We start from the raw sequence: 18,332 nt of genomic DNA, 5'->3' as shown, positions 1-18,332 counted from the left end.
GCGCTGAGTGCCCGTTCAGTAGCTGTTCATGATCCCCCGGGCTCCTGCACCGTCCGGACATGTGCTGAACTGGGACGCGGCCCTTACACCGATCGTCCCGGGAGCCTCCCTTGTCCGTCAGCTACCGCCAGCCCGGCGTCGTCCTCACCGACCGTCGCTTCACCGTCCCCCTCGACCACGCCGACCCGGACGGGGAGACGATCGGGCTCTACGCCCGCGAGGTCGTCGCGAGCGAGAAGGCGGACCAGGACCTGCCCTGGCTGCTCTACCTCCAGGGCGGCCCCGGCTTCGGCGCCAACCGGTTCGTCGGCAGGCCGGCCTGGCTCGGACGCGCGCTGAAGGAGTACCGCGTCCTCCTCCTCGACCAGCGCGGCACCGGCCACTCCACCCCGGCCAACCGCCAGACGCTCCCGCTGCGCGGCGGCCCGGCCGAACAGGCCGGCTACCTGGCGCACTTCCGCGCCGACTCCATCGTCCGCGACTGCGAGCTGATCCGCCCGGAGGTCACCGGCGGCGCCCCCTGGACCGTGCTCGGCCAGAGCTTCGGCGGCTTCTGCACGGTCGCCTACCTCTCCCTCGCACCCGAGGGCCTGGCCGCCGCCCTGATCACCGGCGGTCTGCCCGCCCTCGACGCGCACGCCGACGACGTGTACCGCGCCGCCTACCCGCGCATGGAGCGCAAGGTCGCCGCGCACTACGCGCGCTACCCGCAGGACGTCGAGCGCGTCCGCCGTATCGCCGACCACCTCCTTCACCACGAGGTGACCCTCCCGAACGGCTACCGCCTCACCGTCGAGGCCTTCCAGACGCTCGGTATCCTCCTCGGCGGCGGCGAGGGCAGCCACCGCCTGCACCACCTCCTCGAAGAGGCCTTCGTCCCCACCCCGCACGGCCCGGCGCTGTCCGACGCCTTCCAGGAGGAGATGCAGGGCCAGCTCTCCTACGCCGGACACCCTCTCTACGCCCTGGTCCACGAGGCGATCTACGGCCAGGACGGCCGCCCCACCGCCTGGGCCGCCGACCGGGTGCGCGCCGAGTTCCCGCAGTTCGACGCGGCGAAGGCGCTCACCGGTGACGGACCGCTGCTGCTCACCGGCGAGACGGTCCACCCCTGGATGTTCGACACCGACCCCGCGCTGCGCCCGCTCCGCGAGACCGCCGAACTCCTCGCCGCCCGCACCGACTGGCCGCCGCTGTACGACTCCGCGCGCCTCGCCGCCAACGAGGTCCCGGTCGCGGCGGCGATCTACCACGACGACCTGTACGTCGACACCGCCCACTCCCTGCGCACCGCCCGCGCCATCCGCGGCCTGCGCACCTGGGTCACCGACGAGTTCGAGCACGACGGCGTCCGGGCCGGCGGCCCCCGTGTCCTGGACCGGCTGCTCGCCCTGGCCCGCGACGAGGTGTGACAGCCCCGTCACCGGTCTAGTCTGCGGTCATGACCGAGCCGACGATCACCCAGCTCCGGCCCATGCCCGAGGACTGGGAGCGCGCCCTGGCCGTGGTGGCGCACCCGGACGACCTCGAGTACGGGTGCTCCGCGGCGGTCGCCGCCTGGACCGACGCGGGCCGCGAGGTCGCCTATGTGCTGGCGACCCGGGGCGAGGCGGGCATCGACACCCTCGCGCCCGCCGAGTGCGGTCCGCTGCGCGAGCGGGAGCAGCGGGCCAGTGCCGCCGTGGTGGGCGTGTCGGCGGTCGAGTTCCTGGACCACCGGGACGGCGTCGTCGAGTACGGCCCCGCCCTGCGCCGCGACATCGCCGCCGCGATCCGCAGGCACCGCCCCGAGCTGGTGATCACCCTCAACCACCGCGACACCTGGGGCGGGGTCGCCTGGAACACCCCCGACCATGTCGCGGTCGGCCGCGCCACCCTCGACGCCGCCGGGGACGCGGGGAACCGCTGGATCTTCCCGGAACTTCTCGAGCGGGGCCTGGAGCCCTGGAACGGCGTGCGCTGGGTCGCGGTGGCCGGCTCCTCGACGCCCACCCACGCGGTGGACGCGACCGCGGGACTGGAGCGGGCCGTGGGCTCGCTGCTCGAACACCGCGCCTACATCGAGGCGCTGACCGACGAGGAGCCGGAGAGCTACGTACGGGGGTTCCTGACCGGGGTGGCGAAGTCGGTGGGCGAGCGGTTCGGCGGCAGGCCGGCCGTGGCGTTCGAGCTGTTCAACCGGTAGCCGGGCCGGTCAGTACGCTGGACGGCATGCAAGACGAGCCGGACGGCGTCCACGACAAGACGAGGGACAGGACCGCACTGCGCGGCGACTGCGAGAACTGTTTCGGACTGTGCTGCGTGGCCCTGCCCTTCGCCCGCTCCGCGGACTTCGCGATCGACAAGCCCGCGGGCAGGGAGTGCCCCAACCTCGGCGAGGACCATCGCTGCGGGATCCACGCGCGACTGCGGCAGAGCGGTTTCACCGGCTGCACGGTCTACGACTGCTTCGGCGCGGGGCAGAAGGTCTCGCAGCTCACCTTCGGCGGCCGGGACCGGCGTACGGCGGAGCCCGCGGACGCCCGGCGGATGTCCGAGGTGTTCCCGGTCGTCCGGCAGCTCCACGAACTCCTCTGGTATCTCACCGAGGCGCTCGGCCTCCCCGCCGCCCGCCCGATCCACGGCGATCTGCGCCGGACCCTGGCGAAGACCGAGGAACTCACCCGGCTGGCCCCGGACGAGCTGATCGCCCTCGACGTCCCGGCGCACCGGCAGGACGTCAACGTCCTGCTGCTGAGGACCAGCGAACTGGCCCGGGCGGGCATCCGCGGACGCAGGAAGGAGCGCCGGGGCGCCGACCTGATGGGCGCCCGTCTCCGGGGTGCCGACCTGCGGGGCGCGAACCTCCGCGGGGCCTGTCTGATCGCCGCCGACCTCACCGGCGCGGATCTGCGCGGGGCGGATCTGATCGGCGCGGACCTGCGCGACACCGGCCTCGCCGACGCCGACCTGACCGACGCGTTCTTCCTGACGCAGCCGCAGCTGAACGCGGCCCGGGGGAGCGCGGGGACCAGGCTGCCGGAGTCAGTCACCCGCCCCGTGCACTGGACAGCGCGGCTCTGAGGGCGCCGTCGCCGCGCGCTCCTCGCCGCCCGGCCCGCCGGACGGCGTGGGCGTCTGTGGCTGTGGCTGTGCCGGCGGCTGTGTCGGCGTCTGTGTCGGCGTCCGCCGTTCCAGGTGCATCCGCAGCCCCTCCGGCATCAGCGTCAGCCGTTCCGTGACCCGCAGCCGGTACGCCGGGTCGGGCCGCAGCTCGTAGCGGCGCAGCAGCAGCCCGAGCACCAGCGTGGCCTCGTGCAGCGCGAACTGCCGTCCGATGCAGGCCCGGGCCCCGGTGCCGAACGGCTTGAAGGTGTGCGGGGCCCGCGCGCGTACGGCGGCCGCGTCGAACCGGTCCGGGTCGAACCGGTCGGCGTCCGGCCCCCACGCCTCGGGATCCCGGTGCAGCATGGCCGTCAGGATCAGCGCCCATCCGCCCCGCCGTATCGGATGCTCCCCGCCCAGCACGGTGTCCGCCCGGGCCTCGCGGGCGAACGCGGGCGCCGTCGGCCACAGCCGCAGCGCCTCGTCGAGGACCCTGCGGACATAGCGCAGCTTCGCGACCTGCTCGTACCCCGGTACGGGCGCGTCCCCCCACACCCGGTCCACCTCGGCGCGGGCGCGGGCCGCGATGCGGGGGTTGAGGGAGAGGTAGTGCAGGGCGAAGGAGAGCGCGCCCGAGGTGGTCTCGTGGCCGGCGACCAGGAAGGTGACGACCTGGCGCCGCACGTTCTGCGCCGACAGCCGTTCGCCCGTCGTGGGGTGGGCGGTGTCGAGCATCCGGTCGAGCAGGTCGCCGTCGCCGCCGCCGCCGTCGCGGCGCGCCCGCACCAGCTCGTCGACCGTGCGGTTCAGATGGGCGATGTCGGCCTCGTTGCGGCGCGTGGCCCGCCGCAACAGGGCGGGGGAGGGCACGGTGTTGAGGCGCTGCGCATAGGTGAGGGTGCCCACCATCGCCGTCACGAAGGGGTGCGGCCGGGTCCGCTCGAAGGACGCGAAGTCGTGCCCGAAGCCGGTGCGGGCGATCGTCTCCAGGGTCAGTTTGGTCATGTCGCCGGGCACGTCCACGGCCCGGCCCGCGGCCAGCTCCCGGTCCCAGTGGCCGGTGAGCCGCTCCGCCACGTCCAGCATCATCGGGTGGTAGGCCGCCATCGCCTCGCGGCTGAACCCCGGGGCCAGGACGTCGTGCGCCAGCTGCCAGTTCGGCTCGTGGTTGTACGCCGTGAACAGGGCGTCCCCGACGACGGGCCGCAGGTTGGCGATGCCCAGCCCCACATGCTTGGCGAACCGCGTCTCGTCCGCCATGTCGGCGGCCAGGGCGGAGCCCCAGACGAACACGAACTCCCGGTTGAACGCCTTGCGGCGGAAGATCGGCCCCAGCCGCCCGGCGTACCGCAGGGAGTCCTGGAGGGGTGTGCGCCGGCTCGCGCCCAGGACGTCGCCGAGCAGGGGGACCCGGCGCGGCGGATGCGGTATGCGCTCCAGCTCGGGCCAGCCGAACTCCGCGCTGCGGAACCCCTTCGGCAGGGTGTCCGCCGTCGCGGACCCCGTCGTCTCCGACGCGGCCGGTCCGCCTGTCGTCCCCGTCGTCCCTGCAGTCCCCGTCGTCTCCGCCATGACGCGATCTCCCTTGATGCAGCGGCAGGTTGAGCATGTTGTACGTGGGTTCAATAGCGGGCTCAGTCTGGTGCCGCTGTTGAACCGACGTCAAGTAAAGTGCGGGCATGGCCGCGAACCAGGGGGAGCGCACCCGGCGCCGACTCAGCACCGAGGAGCGCAGGGAACAGCTCCTGTCGGTGGGTGCGCGGCTGTTCTCGGAGAGCCCGTACGACGACGTGTGGATCGAGCAGGTCGCCGAGATCGCCGGGGTCTCCCGCGGGCTGCTGTACCACTACTTCCCGACCAAGCGGGACTTCTTCGCGGCGGTCGTGGAGCGCGAGAGCGAGCGCATGCTGCGTATGACGGCGGCGGTTCCCGGCATCCCGGTCCGCGAGCAGCTGGCGTCCGGCCTCGACACCTATCTGGCGTACGTGGCGGCCCACGCGCACGGCTACCGGGCCTTCCACCGTGCCGACGCCTCCGGCGACCAGGCCGTGCGCCGGGTCTACCGGCGGGCGCTCGCGGCGCAGGAGCGGCAGATCCTGGCGGCGCTCGGCGCCGACCCGGAGTTCGGTCCGGTCTTCGAGGGGCGCCCCGACGTGCGGCTGGCGGTGCGCGGCTGGCTGGCGTTCACGACGGCGGTCTGCCTGGAGTGGCTGCGGGGGTCGGACCTGTCGCGGGAACAGGTGGGGGAGTTGTGCGCGCGGGCGCTGCTGGGGGTCATCGCAGGCCCGGTGTGATCATCGACGGGACGGCCATGGTCACGGCCACGGTCACGGCCACGGCCACGGTCAGGCCACGGCCGCGAGGGCCGGTGGCCGATGTCCGCATGCGACGAGACGCGCTCATGGTTGGCGAACGTCCGGATCTCCGATAGGTTAGGCAAGCCTTACCTAAGGAGGTTTTGGAATGGGTGACAGCCAAAGCTGGGCGGCCGTGCCTGCCGCTGCCGAGCGGGCCCGTTCGGTACTCGCGGCCTCATGGTCCTGCGCGGTGACCGCGGACGGCGGGCGCGAGGAGTTCGTCGGCGCGCACACCGTCGACGAGCACGGCCGGGTGATCCTGCACGTCCCCGAGGACAGCGCCCTGCTCACGGCCGCGATCTGCGCGCCCCGCGGCGAGCCGTCCGCCGTGCTGGAGTTCGCGGACGTGGCGCCCGTTCCCGTACGCGGCCGGATCCGCGCCCGGCTCTGGCTGGCCGGCTGGTTCACCCCCGAGGACGGCCATCTCGCCTTCCACGCCACCCGCGTCGTGCTCAAGGAGCCCACCGGCGCGGTCGTCGTCGACCTCGATGAGTTCGCCGGCGCCGAGCCCGACCCGCTCGCCACCGCCGAGGCACAGCTGCTCACGCATCTCGCCGACGCCCACCCCGACGCGGTGGAGCGGCTCACCCGGCTCGTCCAGCGGGACAGTCTGCACGGCGCCGTCCGGGTCCAGCCGCTCGCCGTCGACCGGCACGGGCTGACCCTGCGCATCGAGCGCGCCCGCGCCCACGGCGACGTACGCCTGCCCTTCCACGCGCCCGCCGACGACGTCGGCCAGCTCACCGAGCGCATGCACGTCCTGCTCACCCAGGCGGCGGCCGCCGCCTGCCCCCGCGCCCTACAGCGGCAGCGCACAGACGGCGACGGGTGACGCGAACGGCTCGCCCGCGAGCCGCAGTCCACCGTCGGCGCCGTCCACCCGGAACACGCTGACCGTGCCGGAGCGCTGGTTGGCGGCGAACAGCAGGCCGCCGTCCGGCGAGAGGGCGATCTGCCGGGGGAAGTCGCCTTCCACCGGCACCGTGCCGAGCAGCCGCAGCCGGGCCCCGTCCGCCTCCACCGCGTAGCGGGCGAGGGTGTTGTCCCCGCGGTTGGCGAGGAAGGCGTACGCGCCGTCCGGCGTGACCGCCAGCTGCGCCGGGTAGTTGGTGTCCGCCTTCGCGCCCGTGGACTGCGGCCTCCCGATCGTCAGCCGGCCGCTCGACGGCTCGTACCCGCAGACCGCGACCGTGTCGTCCGCCTCGTCGGCGAGGTAGGCGTACCGGCCGCCGGGATGGAACGTGAGGTGGCGCGGACCGGCGCCCGCCCGGGTGTGCGCCTGCGCGACCTCCGTGAGCGTCCCGGCCCGCTCGTCCAGCCGGTAGCTGTACACCGTGTCGGTGCCGAAGTCGACGGCGAGGACATGGCCGCCGTCCGGAGCCGTGATGAACTGGTGCGCGTGCGGCCCCTGCTGGCCCGACCGGGGCGCCGGACGGTTGTGCGTCACCTGGTCGGTGCGCTCACCGAGCGCCCCCGAGGCGTCGATCGGGTGCACGGCCACGCTGCCCGAGCCGTAGTCGGCGCTCAGCAGCCACCGGCCGCCCGGATGGACCGACAGATGGCATGTGTGCGCCCCGCCCGTCGGCCGGCTGCCCAGCACCTTCCCGTCGGACAGCCGCACGGCGGTCACGGCACCCCGCTCACGTTCGGCGACCGCGTACAGCGTTGCGCCGTCCGGATGCGCCGCGAGGTACGACGGGTCCTGGACGCCGGTGATCGTGCCCCGGCCGGTGATCCGCCCCGAGGCGGGGTCGTACGAGGCGACCCCGACGCCCTTCCCGCCGCCCTCGGCGGAGGTGTAGGTGCCCAGGTAGAGGGCCCGGGGCCCGGAGGAACCCCGCGAGGCCCCCGGGGCGGCGGACGCCGACGAGGACGGCGGCCCGGACGGCGCGGCCTGCGGTGAGTCCGGGGCCGTGGCCTGGCCGCCTTCGTCGGCACCCCCGCAGCCGGCGAGAGCCGACGCGGCGGCCGTGCCGCCGAGCATCCCGACGAAACGGCGCCTGGTCCAGCCTCCGCCGGGCTCCCGGCCCGGCCCGGGCCGGGGCGACCCCCGGCGTGCCGCTTCCGTCCCACTGCCCATGCCCGCACCTCAGGTCGTCGTATGCCTCCGCCGTGACAGCCACCTTGACCCGGACCGGCCGTCGAACGCAAAAGCGGACCCCGGCGGCGTCGGCAGCGGCACGCCACCGCGCGTCAGCCACTCGGCGGGCACTCGGCGGGCACTCGGCGGGCACGGTGCCGGTGTGGTCGGAAACCCGCCGGACGGGAACACCCCGAGGCCGGACGGCAGGTCGTGCGTGCCCCGCTCCGGCAGCCGCAGCGTCCGCATGCACCGGACCACCACCCCACCCGGCACCGGCACCGGCAGCCTCAGCGTGTCCCCGCCGATCCGTACGGTGGTGTCGGCCGTCCGCGTTCTGCCCTCGTCGTCGCGCACATCACCGGGCACGACGGGGATCGCCGGACCGCTTCCGTCGCAGCCGGGCCGGAACGCGCAGCCGCTGCCTCAGCCGGTACAGCCCCGGCCGGCGCTCACGCTCCTCACGGCTGTTGCGGTCCAGCTCCTCCAGGAGCCGGCGGGAGCGGTGCTCGGTGTCGAGCTCGTCGATGATGCGGGTGGCCTCGGTCAGCACCGCCCCGTGCAGCTGCCACTGGCGGGCGTCGTGCTGGAGCTGCTCCAGCAGCAGCTGGGCGAGCTTGTCGCGGGTGGCCGCGGCCTGCCGCAGTTCGGCGGTGAGCCGCTCCTCGGCGGCGTCCGCGTTGAGGCTGACGCTGGTGGTCACCAGCACCGCGAAGCTGACCACGGCGTCGGCGATCTCGGACAGCAGCCGCTCCACCACCTCGCCGGTCCCGGCCGGGAACAGCGGATGCGGCTCGCGCTCCTTGGCGAGATCGGTGAGGGTCCGGGCGAGCACCCGCAGCACGACGGTGCAGATCTCCAGCGTGTCCAGACCGGTGCGCAGCACCACCCGGTGCAGCAGCCCCTCCCGCACGCGCGGATTGAACCGCAGACTGTCCTCGGCCTGCCGCAGGGCCGCGTCCACCTCGACGATGTCGTGGTCCAGACGGCGCGCCTCGTGCAGCCGGGCGGCCGCCTGCTCCACCGGGGTACGGTCCGAAGCCTCCTCGCCGATGCGCAGCATCAGCCGGCGCAGCCGGCGGGCCAGACCCTCGATGGACTCGCCCGCCTCCTCCACCCACACCGGGGGCGGCAGTAGCAGATTGCAGCCGAGCCCGACGAACGCGCCGATCAGCGTCTCCACCACACGCGCCCACGCCGTGTCCCCGACGGTGGTCACGCCCAGCACCAGCATGGCGCTGATCGCGACTTCGGGGACGTACTCGTCGACCCGCACCAGATGCCCCACCGCGAGCGAGGACACGATCAGCAGCGCGAGGCTCCACCAGGTCAGGCCCACCAGGAGGCTGAACGCGATGGCCACCAGCACACCGGCGACCACCGCGTTCACCCGGCGGATCCCGTTGGTGAGCGTCGCGTACAGGGTGACCTGGACGACGAGCAGCGCGGTCAGCGGCGCGGTGAGGGGCAGCGCCTCGGGGCTCAGGCGCAGGGCGATGACATAGGCGATCGTCGCCGCGGTGGCGGACCGCACTGCCTGGACGACGACGGGTTCCCGGTGGCGCTGTACCAATCGCACGAGCGGTGCCGCTCGCTCACGTACTTCTTGCATCGACAGTCCAGTTCCCCTTACCCCCCGGCCTCGAACGTTTCTTCACCACCTCGCGGCACGCGACGGGCGACCGGCTGCGTCGATCGGCTGCATCGAGGACCGTAACTGTCCTCAAGTGAGCCTAGATTGTTCTCATCAGCCGGGGAAGACACCGGGTACATGAAGCGGAGGGGGAAGCTCCATGGCGGACAAGGCTGCCGGGGCCGAGGAGACGGCCACGGCCGACCGGGCCGACGGGGTGGGCACACCGGGCATCGAGGTCCTCACGAGGGCGCACGCCTACCTGCGTGAGGTGGTCGCGGCGGTCGGCGACGGACAGTGGGGCGCGGCGACGCCGTGCGACGCGTGGACGGTACGCCAGGTGCTCAACCACGCCCGCATCGACCAGCAGGGCTACGGCCTCGCGCTGAGCGGCGGGCAGCCCGACAGCGACCCGTTCCACCCGGCGGACGCGCTCGACGGCGACCCGGTGGCCGAGCTGGCGAAGGTGCTGGACGCGGTGGCCGAGGCGTACGCCGGGCTGCCCGCGGACACCGAGCAGGTGCCGACACCGCTGGGCCCGCTGCCACTGCCCCTCGCGATCGGCGCCGCCGCGATGGACGCGGCCGTGCACGCCTGGGACATCGCCGTGGCCACCGGCCAGGACCGCCCCCTGCCGGCCGAGACGGCCGAAGGGATCGAGCCGACGGCGGCACACCTCGTGGACCACCTGCGCGACTCGTTCAAGGTCTTCGCCCCGGCGCGCGAGACCCCGGACGGCCACGACCGGTCGGCGACGCTGCTGGCCTTCCTCGGCCGCGACCCGCGCTGGTCCCCGCGCGCGACCTGAGGGCGCGGCGGGACGGGCGGCCACGCCTCCGCCGTGACCGGCTGTCTGCGCGGGCGGCACCCGGCCGTTCTGCTCGACGCCGCCTGCCAGGACCTCGGCGCCCCCGGACGGCGGTGTGGGAAGCCGTCCGGACCGCGCTCACCCGCTCGGATGGATTCCTGCGTCCGGTGAGGGCAACGCCGCTCGTGGTGGCCGTCGGCGGGTGCGGACGGCGGAAGGCTGTCGAACATGTTCACAGCACATGTTCGACCGGCGCGGCAGCGACACGGTGACCGCCGCCGGTCTTTCCCGGCCCGGGCAACGACCTCGCCCTGGCCCGCTTCGAGGGCGGTGGCTCCCCGCCGCCACCGCCCGGAGTGGACCTGTCGGTGACGAAGTCCGGTCCCACCACGGTCAGCATCGGTGACCGGGCGACCTACACGGTACGGGTGACCAACAACAGCACCACCGCCTCCGCCACCAATGTCTCCCTGTCCGACACGCTCAGCGGCGTCGCCGCCTCGGTCGTCTCGGCGACGACCGGTTCCGGCACCTGCACCACCACCGCCACCACCGCGAGCTGTTCCCTCGGCACCCTCGCCCCGGGAGCCGCCGCCACGGTGACGGTCGCCGCCGAACCACGGGCCACCGGCACCCTCACCGACCGCGCCACGGCCGGTGCCGCCCAGACCGACCCGAACCCCGGCAACAACACCGCCACGGCGACCACCACGGTCAACAATGCGCGCGGCTGCACCCGGGTCGGCACCAGCGGCAACGACACCATCACCGGCACCTTCGGCAACGACGTGATCTGTGCCCTCGGCGGCGACGACACCGTCGACGCGGGCAACGGCAACGACACCGTCCACGGCGGGTACGGCAACGACCGCCTCGACGGCGGCTCCGGCAACGACACCCTCACCGCGGGCCCCGGCAACGACAACCTGATCGGCAACTCCGGCACCGACAACCTGAACACCGTCGACAACGTGTCCGGCAACGACACCGCCAACGGCGGCCTCCAGACGGACACCTGCACCACGGACGCGGGCGACATCCGCCTCAGCTGCCCCTGAGCCGGTGCCCGGGGCTGCCCGGGCCACGGCTCGCTCACCGACGCCCTCCGCGGCCGGCCCCCGCCGCACACCAGATGTCCCCGTCCCGGCCTCCGGGACGGGGACATCTCGTCTGCGGCGACGGTTCACGAACGGCGCCGGGTGTCCGGGAGGCGTTCCGTACCCTGTACCGGGACCGCACACCAGGGGCCGGCGGCACGGCCGTCGGGGCGTGGCCCGACGGGCTGATCGCGGACGGCCGTCACGGGGAGGACGTCTACGCTGCCGGGTGACCGGGAGGAAGGAGCGGGCGGGGTGACGGATTCGTGGGAGCGGGCCCGGGGCGTGCTGGCGGCGGCGGGCATCCCGCCCGACCGGCTGGCCCACGTGGGGCCGCTCGGCGGCGGCACGTACAACACCGTCGAGGAGCTTCGTCTGACGGACGGCGGCCACTACGTACTGAAGGTCGCGCCCACGGCGCCGGGCCTGAGCCACGAGAGCCGACTGCTGTCCGCGGAGGCGGAGTTCTGTCGCGGGGCGGCCCTGGCCGAAGTGACGGCACCGCGTGTCATCGCGCTAGGCGAGCAGTGGCTGCTGATGACGGTGTGCCCGGGGGAAACCTGGAACGGATCACTGACGCCCACCGAACAGGTCGAGCTGCGCCGGGAGTTGGGTGGTCAGGTGGCCCGGCTGCACCGGGTGAGCGGGCCGGGCTTCGGCTATCCCTCCGGCGCCTTCGGCCCGCTCGCCGCCGACTGGCGCACCGCGTTCACGACGATCTTCGACGCCGTGCTCGCCGACGCCCGCCGTTACGGCGCCCGGCTGCCCCGCCCCGCCGACGAGGTGGCCGCCGTGGCGCGGGCCGCGTACGACGCCCTCGACGAGGTGACCGTCGCCCGCCTCGTCCACTTCGACCTGTGGCCGGGCAACATCCTGGTCGACCGGGCCGGCGCGAAGCCCCGGATCGGGGGCCTCGTCGACGGCGAGCGCATGTTCTGGGGCGATCCCCTCGCCGACTTCGTCTCCCTGGCGCTGCTCCAGGACATCAGGGACGACGAGGCGTTCCTGGCGGGCTACCGGGGCGCCGGAGGGCACGCCGTGTTCGACGCGTCGGCCCGGCTCCGTCTCGCCCTCTACCGCGCGTACCTCTACCTGATCATGCTGACCGAGACGATTCCGCGGGCGGTCGGCGCGGAGCAGGAGGAGTGGGTGCAGAAGGTGGTCGCCCCGCAGCTCGTGGCGGCACTGGACGAGATCGAGTCCGCGGGCGTCTCTTAGCTCACATCGTGAACTAAGGGTTGGAGGAATGTCGCGTGCCGCCCGCCCGCGGGGGTATGTTGCAGGTCGGGCAGGGCGTGAAGGGGAGCGACATGACGGGGCGGAACGGGCGCACGGTACGCGACCTGAGGCGGGCCAACCGTACGGCTGTGCTGCAACGGCTCTACTTCGACGGACCCCTCAGCCGTTTCGAGCTGGGCCCGGCCACCGGCCTGAGCTCCGGCTCGGTGAGCAATGTCGTCGCCGACCTGGTCGCCGACGGGCTGGTCGAGGAGGCGGGCAGCGTCGACTCCGACGGCGGTCGCCCCCGCATCCTGCTGCGCGTCGTCCCCGCCAGCGGTCACATGATCGGCGTGGACGTCGGCGAGACCCGGGTGCGGATCGAGCTGTTCGACCTGACCCTGACCGAACTCGCCCGGGTGGAAAGGCCGTTGGAGCAGCGGCGGTACGAGGTCGACGGGATCGTCGGTCACATCCGGGACGGCGTCGCCGAGGTGCTGGGCGCCGCCGGCCTCGGTCCGGAACAACTGCTCGGGGTCGGTATCGGCGTCCCCGGCATCATCGAGCACACCCCCGAGCGCGGAGCCGTCGTGCACGGCCAGACCATCGGCTGGGACGCCGTCCCCCTGGAGGCCCTGCTCCGCGAGCGTTCCATCCTTCCCGAGACCGTGCCGTACTTCATCGACAACGGCGCCAAGACCCTCGGCCAGGCCGAGATGTGGTTCGGCGGCGGACGCGGTGCGCACAACGCGGTCGTCGTCCTCTTCGGCTCGGGTGTCGGCGCCTGTCTCGTCACGCCCGAGGTGGAACACGGCCGGGCCGTCGAATGGGGGCACCTGACCGTACGGGTGCGGGGCCGCCGCTGCCGGTGCGGGGCCCTCGGCTGCCTGGAGGCCTACGCGGGCGCCGAGGCGCTGCTGGAACGCTGGCGCGAGCAGGGGGGCCGGCCGCCGGAGGGCGTGGACGAGGAGACCGCGCTGACGGCGATGCTCGGCGCCGCCTACCCCCTGGAGAGCGCGGAGTCGCCCGACCCCGTGGCGCTCGAGGTGCTGGAGGAGACGGCCGAGTACCTGGGCGCCGGCCTTTCCGACCTGATCAACCTCTTCCAGCCCGAGCGCATCCTCATCGGCGGCTGGGCCGGACTGCAGCTCGGCGCCCGTTTCCTGCCCGCCGTACGCCGCCACGCGACCGCGTACGCGTTGCGTCACCCCGCGCAGAAGGTCACCGTCGAGCTGGGACGGCTCGGCCCCGACGCGGTCACCGTCGGCGCGGCGATCCTTCCGCTCGCCGACTTCTTCGCCCGTGGCGGCCGACGCCCCGAGCCCACCCCCAGCGGCCCGGCTCCCGCCTGGCGCACGGTTCTGGAGGAACGCGCCCCGCGCTGAGCCCGCGCCCTTCCGAGCCCGTGCCCCGCTGAGCCCGCGCCCCCGGCCGGGCCCGCCGCCGCGCACCCGGTCACGCCGCGAGGTTTCGGTGATCACCGTGGAGGTACCCGCCTCTCACCCGGGCGATCGCCGTCCGGCGAAGTCGTCCGCGTCAGGCGCGGTGCGACGGTGAAGGGAGGACGTCGTGGCCGCACAGCGCCCCGAAGGCCCCGGCGAGAACGGCACGCCGATCCCGCGCGATCCGCCGGACCAGCAGGCCGACGGGGGAGAGGACCCCTGGGACGTCGACGCCCCCGAGCGGCCCGGCCGCCCCGGCGAGTCCGACGGACCCGCGCAGGACGCCCCGGACGTTCCCGACACCGACGAGTCGGGCACCGGCCGGCAGGGTGCCCCCCGTGCGGGCAGCGGTCGGTCCGATCGCCCGGTGCCCGACGAGCCGTCCGCCTGAGGAGCGCCTCGGGGCACGGCCGTCGGCCCTGCCCGTGGCCCGTCCACCGTCAGCTCACCGGCACCGACCGCCTCGCGGCGCATCCGCGGACGCCCGCGGCCGGCCGCTGACCCGGTGCCCGGCTACGCGAACGCGTTCACGCCGGTCAGCCGTGCCGACAGCTCCCACAGCCGAGCCGCCTGCTCCGGGTCCGTCGCCCAGGACTTGACGCCGACCCGCTCGCCGTCCGCCGGAGCGGGCTCGGCGATGTCGCAGTCCTCCAGATAGACGCCGCCCATACCGGCCAGCTGCGGCGAGGTCGCCGCCCACACCTGGGTGGCCGCGCCCTGCTCCGGGGTCTTGAAGCCCTCGACGTCGAGTACGTTCCCGTCCTCGTCGATCCAGCCGCGGTCCACCATCTCCTGCTTGGGCAGATGCCGCTGGAGGGGCGTGAGAATGCCACCGGGGTGGAGGGAGAACGCGCGGACGCCGCGGTCCCGGGCCAGCCGGTCGAGGTGGCAGGCGAACAGCACGTTCGCGGTCTTGGCCTGCCCGTACGCCTCCCACTTGTCGTAGCCGTCGCGCCAGTGGACGTCGTCCCAGCGCATCGGCGAGAAGTGGTGGCCGCGCGAGGACACGGAGACGATCCGGGCGCCGCCGGGCTCGATCGCCGGCCAGAGACGGTTGACGAGGGCGAAGTGGCCGAGGTGGTTCGTGGCGAACTGGGCCTCCCAGCCGGGGCCGACGCGGGTCTCCGGGCAGGCCATGATCCCGGCGCTGTCGATGAGGAGGTCGATGTTCCGGCCGGAGGCGAGGAACCGGTCGGCGAAGGCGCGCACGCTCTCCAGGTCGCCGAGGTCGAGGGCGTCCGTCTCGACGCCTTCGAGGCCGGCGAGGTTCTCGCGGGCGGTGTCCGGGCGGCGCGCGGGCACGACGACATGGGCGCCGGCCTCGGCCAGTGCGCGGGTGGTCTCCAGCCCGAGGCCGGAGTAGCCGCCGGTGACGACGGCCAGCTTCCCGGTGAGGTCGATGCCCCGCAGGACGTCGTCGGCGGTGCTCGTGGCGCCGAAGCCCGAGCCGATCTTGTACTGTGCGGTGTCGCTCATGTCCGGAACGCTACGGATTGGAGTGCGCTCGAAGTCAAGCGCTCCGGTGCGGGCGGCGGAGCCGTGGGGTCCGAGCCGGGCGGACAGAGGAGAGCCCCGACCGGACGGGGGAATCACGGTCGGGGCGGTCTGAGCGTGGGCGCGGACGGCGGTCGCCTGTCGGCGAAAGGCTCCACAGGGCTTCAGCCGGACGATCGTCCCTGTGGGCGAAAGGTGAGGCCCGGGGACACTGTCCCGTCCACACCCACGAATGGTTCAACGGGTGACTTCCTATGGGTGTTCCCGGGGGCGCGGCCACGCGCGGTGATGTGTGTCACCGGCCCGGAAGGCCCGCGCGGAGCACCGTCCCTCAGGCCGGCGGGCTGTCCGGCAGGGACGCCAGGAGCTCGGCGGGGTCGGCGTGGACCGCCTCCGCACCCGCCTCCAGCAGGTCGGCGCGCGGGATTGCCGCCGCACAGGACGCCCACGCAGCGCACCCCGGCCCGGCGGCCGGCGCGCATGTCCCCCACGTTGTCCCCGACGAACACGGCTCCTTCGGTGCTCGCCCCGACCAGCTCCAGCGCGTGTTCCACGGGTTCCGCGGCGGGCTTGCCCTCCTCGACGTCGTCCGAGATCGTCGGAGCCGAGTCCGACCGCCCGGTGCACGGCGGGCATCGGGACCCGGTGGCCCGCCTGCCGGAATGCCTCCCACCAGGTGGTGACGTGCAGGTGGTCGGTGTCGACCAGGGTGCCGTCGACGTCGAACACGGCGGCGCGTGTCATCACGGGTCCCGTCTCTCGAGCCCCCTCCCGAGCCCCCTCCCGAGCTCCGGGTACCACCTCAGGCGCCCGTCACGCCCGCCGGCACCCGCCCCTCCCGCGTCCAGGCCAGCAGGTCCGCCTGCGACCAGGCGGTGACGATCCGCTCTTCCGGCACCTCGCACTCCTCGGCCCGCGCACAGCCCAGGATCTGCCAGTCCAGCTGGCCGGGCGCGTGCGCGTCGGTGTCGACCGAGAACAGCGCGCCCGCCTCCACGGCCCGGCGCAGCAGCCGGCGCGGCGGGTCGAGCCGCTCGGGCCGGCTGTTGATCTCGACCGCCGTACCGGACTCGGCGCACGCGGCGAACACCGCGTCCGCGTCGAACTCCGACTCCGGCCGTTCCCGCCCGGTGACCAGCCGCCCGGTGCAGTGACCCAGGATGTCGGCGTGCGGGTCGCGTACGGCGTTCACCATGCGGCGCGTCATCGCGCGGGACTCCATGCGCAGTTTGGAGTGCACGGACACGACCACCACGTCGAGCCGCTCCAGCAGCTCGGGCTCCTGGTCCAGCGAGCCGTCGTCGAGGATGTCGCACTCGATGCCGGTCAGCAGCCGGAACGGCGCCCAGGTCGCGTTGAGCTCCTCGACCACCTCCAGTTGCCGGCGAAGCCGCTCGGGCGACAGCCCGCGGGCCACCGTCAGACGGGGTGAGTGGTCGGTCAGGACGGCCCATTCGTGGCCGAGCGCGGCCGCCGCCCGGCCCATCTCCTCGATGGGACTGCCGCCGTCCGACCAGTCGGAGTGGACATGGCAGTCCCCGCGCAGCAGGGCCCGCAGCCCGGCCCCCGCACCGTCCGTGAGCGGTCCGCCGGCCTCGTCCTCCAGCTTCTCCAGGTAGGCCGGGACCTGCCCGGCGAGCGCCTCGCGCACCACCTGGGCGGTCTTGGGGCCCACCCCCTTGAGCGACTCCAGCGTCCCGTCGGCCGCCCGCCGCGCGACCTCCGTCGCGGGCAGCGGGGTCAGCACGCCGGCCGCGGTCCGGAAGGCGCGGACCCGGTAGGTCGGCGCCAGGGACCGCTCCAGCAGGAAGGCGATCCGGTCCAGGGCTTCGACGGGATCCATCGCCACCTCCTGGCTCCAGAGTTCCCCACCCGCGCACGGACCGCACCAGGAAATCGGATGATTCGTACCGGTGGAATCCGCTTTACCCTCTATGTCATGACCGAAATCGCGAGTCTCCGTATCTCCCACCCGCGGATCATGGTGCTCGGGGTGCAGCCGGGCCCGGCGCCGTTCCGCATCGTGGAAATCGACACCGAGGTGGTCGGCGAGGCGAGGGACGTGACCGACGTCCTCGAGATCGCCGCCGCGTTCGGGATCACGGTCCACGACCTCGACGACCCCGACGTCGTGCGATGGGTGGGCGGGGACCGGTACACCTGGACCCCGCGCTGACGGCGGTCAGGCTCCCTCGCGGGCGCCCCGCCGCAGATGCCGTTCCCGTGCGTGCACGGCACGGCTCATCCGGCGGCCCACGAGCAGATAACCGATCAGGGCGCCCGTGGTGTTGAGGATGACGTCGTCGATGTCGAAGGCGCGTCCGGTCACCACCGCGCCCTGGGCGAACTCCACCAGCAGCATGACGGTCGCGGTCAGGAGCAGCACGCGCAGGACTCCGCGCGCCCGGGGAGCGACCACCGGCACCAGGACGCCGAAGGGCACGCCGAGCAGTATGTTCCCGCCGATCTGCTTGACCGCGTCACGGAGTTCGGGCTGGTCGAGGTAGGCGCGCAGGGAGTCGCCCGGGCGCAGGTTGGAGTGCACCAGTGCCACGGAGGCGGGTGACGGCTCCAGGGTGAGCCGGGCGAGCACGACGGCGAAGGCCACCATGAACGCGAAGGCGAACAGCATCGCCAGCAGCCGGAGCGGGAGCGGCAGCGGCCGGCGTTCGGCGCGTTCCGCCTTCTTCGACGAACCGGGCTTCGGTCCCGACTTCGAGCGGGGCTTGAGGCCGGGCTTCGAGCGCGGCTTCGAGCCCGATTTCGAGCCCGATTCCGGGCCGGACTTCGGGCCGGACTTCGGGCCGGATTTCGAGCGCGGCCCGAAGGGGAAGGCGCGCTTCGGGCCCGACTTCCCGGACCCGTCCTTCGTCGGGGCGGGCTCCTTGGTCCTGCCGGCGCGTGGGCGGAACACGGCAAGCGGACTTAGGGCTGTACGGGCCATCCGGTCCTCCAGTCTGCAACTTCCCTGAGTGGTAGGGCGATTACCCCCGAACGGCCGGGGGATGCGGTCCGTCCCGCCGCGGCCCGTGTTTCCGTTCGCGCTGCCGTGGTACTCCGGGCGCCGGCCCGGGCATGCCGTCTCCCCGCGCACGACGGGCGCCCCGCTCGGCGACGCC

General features: G+C 73.8%; 18 protein-coding genes and 1 pseudogene. 12 read left to right on the top strand and 7 right to left on the bottom strand.

Annotation, left to right across the window (positions count from 1 at the left end; translation table 11 throughout):
- Positions 1-110: 110 nt before the first annotated feature.
- Genes ABT070_RS08870 through ABT070_RS08860 form a run of 3 tightly spaced genes read left to right on the top strand, consistent with a single transcriptional unit; the run spans position 111 to position 3,063 of the window.
- A complete protein-coding gene (locus ABT070_RS08870; protein ID WP_351756745.1) occupies positions 111-1,412 on the top strand; it encodes an alpha/beta fold hydrolase in 1,302 nt (433 codons plus the stop codon).
- A gap of 29 nt (positions 1,413-1,441) precedes the next feature.
- Positions 1,442-2,185, top strand: a complete 744-nt coding sequence (locus tag ABT070_RS08865) for a PIG-L deacetylase family protein (RefSeq protein WP_351756742.1) — start codon at positions 1,442-1,444, stop codon at positions 2,183-2,185.
- A gap of 26 nt (positions 2,186-2,211) precedes the next feature.
- On the top strand, positions 2,212-3,063 hold the full coding sequence (locus ABT070_RS08860; protein WP_351756739.1) for a pentapeptide repeat-containing protein: 852 nt from the start codon (positions 2,212-2,214) through the stop codon (positions 3,061-3,063).
- Here the strand turns inward: ABT070_RS08860 and ABT070_RS08855 are convergent.
- On the bottom strand, positions 3,025-4,656 hold the full coding sequence (locus ABT070_RS08855) for a cytochrome P450 (RefSeq protein ID WP_351756736.1): 1,632 nt from the start codon (positions 4,654-4,656) through the stop codon (positions 3,025-3,027). The two genes, ABT070_RS08860 and ABT070_RS08855, sit on opposite strands and share 39 nt — an antisense overlap.
- Before the next feature lie 107 nt (positions 4,657-4,763).
- Here ABT070_RS08855 and ABT070_RS08850 point away from each other — a divergent pair, with 107 nt between their 5' ends.
- The gene (locus tag ABT070_RS08850; RefSeq protein ID WP_351756733.1) at positions 4,764-5,378 is read left to right on the top strand and encodes a TetR/AcrR family transcriptional regulator; all 615 of its coding nucleotides are present in this window, start codon (positions 4,764-4,766) and stop codon (positions 5,376-5,378) included.
- Positions 5,379-5,547: 169 nt separating this feature from the next.
- Complete coding sequence (locus ABT070_RS08845) at positions 5,548-6,273, top strand: DUF2470 domain-containing protein (protein WP_351756731.1); 726 nt, start codon at positions 5,548-5,550, stop codon at positions 6,271-6,273.
- Here the strand turns inward: ABT070_RS08845 and ABT070_RS08840 are convergent.
- Together ABT070_RS08840 and ABT070_RS08830 are read right to left on the bottom strand one after the other, a co-directional pair.
- Positions 6,241-7,425, bottom strand: a complete 1,185-nt coding sequence (locus tag ABT070_RS08840; protein WP_351757352.1) for a lactonase family protein — start codon at positions 7,423-7,425, stop codon at positions 6,241-6,243. The two genes, ABT070_RS08845 and ABT070_RS08840, sit on opposite strands and share 33 nt — an antisense overlap.
- Before the next feature lie 454 nt (positions 7,426-7,879).
- Positions 7,880-9,133 (bottom strand): FUSC family protein, encoded by a 1,254-nt coding sequence (locus ABT070_RS08830; protein WP_351756729.1) that lies wholly within the window; start codon positions 9,131-9,133, stop codon positions 7,880-7,882.
- Between the two features lie 181 nt (positions 9,134-9,314).
- On the opposite strand from ABT070_RS08830, the gene ABT070_RS08825 reads away from it, so the two are divergent.
- The 5 genes from ABT070_RS08825 (at position 9,315) to ABT070_RS08805 (ending at position 14,110) form a co-directional block, all read left to right on the top strand.
- Entirely contained in the window at positions 9,315-9,962 is a 648-nt protein-coding gene (locus ABT070_RS08825) for a TIGR03086 family metal-binding protein (RefSeq protein ID WP_351756726.1), read from the top strand.
- 368 nt (positions 9,963-10,330) lie between these two features.
- Positions 10,331-11,020: a calcium-binding protein gene (locus tag ABT070_RS08820; RefSeq protein ID WP_351756724.1), complete on the top strand. Its 690-nt coding sequence runs from the start codon at positions 10,331-10,333 to the stop codon at positions 11,018-11,020.
- 294 nt (positions 11,021-11,314) lie between these two features.
- Positions 11,315-12,277: a phosphotransferase family protein gene (locus tag ABT070_RS08815; RefSeq protein ID WP_351756723.1), complete on the top strand. Its 963-nt coding sequence runs from the start codon at positions 11,315-11,317 to the stop codon at positions 12,275-12,277.
- Between the two features lie 92 nt (positions 12,278-12,369).
- Positions 12,370-13,662, top strand: a complete 1,293-nt coding sequence (locus ABT070_RS08810; protein WP_351756720.1) for an ROK family transcriptional regulator — start codon at positions 12,370-12,372, stop codon at positions 13,660-13,662.
- A gap of 184 nt (positions 13,663-13,846) precedes the next feature.
- Positions 13,847-14,110 carry a hypothetical protein gene (locus ABT070_RS08805; protein ID WP_351756718.1) on the top strand — a complete coding sequence of 88 codons (264 nt, stop codon included), beginning with the start codon at positions 13,847-13,849 and terminating at the stop codon, positions 14,108-14,110.
- A 122-nt stretch (positions 14,111-14,232) separates the two neighbouring features.
- Here ABT070_RS08805 and ABT070_RS08800 read toward each other — a convergent pair whose 3' ends face one another.
- The 3 genes and pseudogenes from ABT070_RS08800 to ABT070_RS08790 all read right to left on the bottom strand — a co-directional run bounded on the left by ABT070_RS08800 (position 14,233) and on the right by ABT070_RS08790 (position 17,056).
- Positions 14,233-15,195, bottom strand: coding sequence for an SDR family NAD(P)-dependent oxidoreductase (locus ABT070_RS08800; protein ID WP_351756716.1), 963 nt, complete (start codon positions 15,193-15,195; stop codon positions 14,233-14,235).
- 349 nt (positions 15,196-15,544) lie between these two features.
- Positions 15,545-15,957 (bottom strand): annotated as a pseudogene (locus tag ABT070_RS08795) (HAD family hydrolase).
- Positions 15,958-16,015: 58 nt separating this feature from the next.
- Positions 16,016-17,056 (bottom strand): PHP domain-containing protein, encoded by a 1,041-nt coding sequence (locus ABT070_RS08790; protein WP_351756714.1) that lies wholly within the window; start codon positions 17,054-17,056, stop codon positions 16,016-16,018.
- Between the two features lie 96 nt (positions 17,057-17,152).
- On the opposite strand from ABT070_RS08790, the gene ABT070_RS08785 reads away from it, so the two are divergent.
- A complete protein-coding gene (locus ABT070_RS08785; RefSeq protein ID WP_351756711.1) occupies positions 17,153-17,389 on the top strand; it encodes a hypothetical protein in 237 nt (78 codons plus the stop codon).
- A gap of 6 nt (positions 17,390-17,395) precedes the next feature.
- On the opposite strand, the gene ABT070_RS08780 is transcribed toward ABT070_RS08785, so the two are convergent.
- On the bottom strand, positions 17,396-17,872 hold the full coding sequence (locus ABT070_RS08780; protein WP_351757349.1) for a VanZ family protein: 477 nt from the start codon (positions 17,870-17,872) through the stop codon (positions 17,396-17,398).
- Here ABT070_RS08780 and ABT070_RS08775 point away from each other — a divergent pair.
- Complete coding sequence (locus ABT070_RS08775) at positions 17,823-18,185, top strand: hypothetical protein (protein ID WP_351757383.1); 363 nt, start codon at positions 17,823-17,825, stop codon at positions 18,183-18,185. The two genes, ABT070_RS08780 and ABT070_RS08775, sit on opposite strands and share 50 nt — an antisense overlap.
- Positions 18,186-18,332 lie beyond the last annotated feature (147 nt).

Origin of the sequence: Streptomyces sp. NPDC002884, assembly GCF_040295245.1 — a bacterium.
Classification (GTDB): domain Bacteria; phylum Actinomycetota; class Actinomycetes; order Streptomycetales; family Streptomycetaceae; genus Streptomyces.
The sequence above is the reverse complement of the archived record's forward strand: the minus strand, read 5'-3'. Positions and strand labels throughout refer to the sequence as shown.

What these genes read in the sequence shown, in the direction of transcription:
- ABT070_RS08865 (WP_351756742.1), top strand. Translation starts at nt 1,442, where the DNA reads ATGACCGAGCCGACGATCACCCAGCTCCGGCCCATGCCCGAGGACTGG.
- ABT070_RS08860 (WP_351756739.1), top strand. Translation starts at nt 2,212, where the DNA reads ATGCAAGACGAGCCGGACGGCGTCCACGACAAGACGAGGGACAGGACC.
- ABT070_RS08855 (WP_351756736.1), bottom strand. Translation starts at nt 4,656, where the DNA reads ATGGCGGAGACGACGGGGACTGCAGGGACGACGGGGACGACAGGCGGA.
- ABT070_RS08850 (WP_351756733.1), top strand. Translation starts at nt 4,764, where the DNA reads ATGGCCGCGAACCAGGGGGAGCGCACCCGGCGCCGACTCAGCACCGAG.
- ABT070_RS08845 (WP_351756731.1), top strand. Translation starts at nt 5,548, where the DNA reads ATGGGTGACAGCCAAAGCTGGGCGGCCGTGCCTGCCGCTGCCGAGCGG.
- ABT070_RS08840 (WP_351757352.1), bottom strand. Translation starts at nt 7,425, where the DNA reads ATGCTCGGCGGCACGGCCGCCGCGTCGGCTCTCGCCGGCTGCGGGGGT.
- ABT070_RS08830 (WP_351756729.1), bottom strand. Translation starts at nt 9,133, where the DNA reads ATGCAAGAAGTACGTGAGCGAGCGGCACCGCTCGTGCGATTGGTACAG.
- ABT070_RS08825 (WP_351756726.1), top strand. Translation starts at nt 9,315, where the DNA reads ATGGCGGACAAGGCTGCCGGGGCCGAGGAGACGGCCACGGCCGACCGG.
- ABT070_RS08810 (WP_351756720.1), top strand. Translation starts at nt 12,370, where the DNA reads ATGACGGGGCGGAACGGGCGCACGGTACGCGACCTGAGGCGGGCCAAC.
- ABT070_RS08800 (WP_351756716.1), bottom strand. Translation starts at nt 15,195, where the DNA reads ATGAGCGACACCGCACAGTACAAGATCGGCTCGGGCTTCGGCGCCACG.
- ABT070_RS08790 (WP_351756714.1), bottom strand. Translation starts at nt 17,056, where the DNA reads ATGGATCCCGTCGAAGCCCTGGACCGGATCGCCTTCCTGCTGGAGCGG.
- ABT070_RS08785 (WP_351756711.1), top strand. Translation starts at nt 17,153, where the DNA reads ATGACCGAAATCGCGAGTCTCCGTATCTCCCACCCGCGGATCATGGTG.
- ABT070_RS08775 (WP_351757383.1), top strand. Translation starts at nt 17,823, where the DNA reads ATGAACGCGAAGGCGAACAGCATCGCCAGCAGCCGGAGCGGGAGCGGC.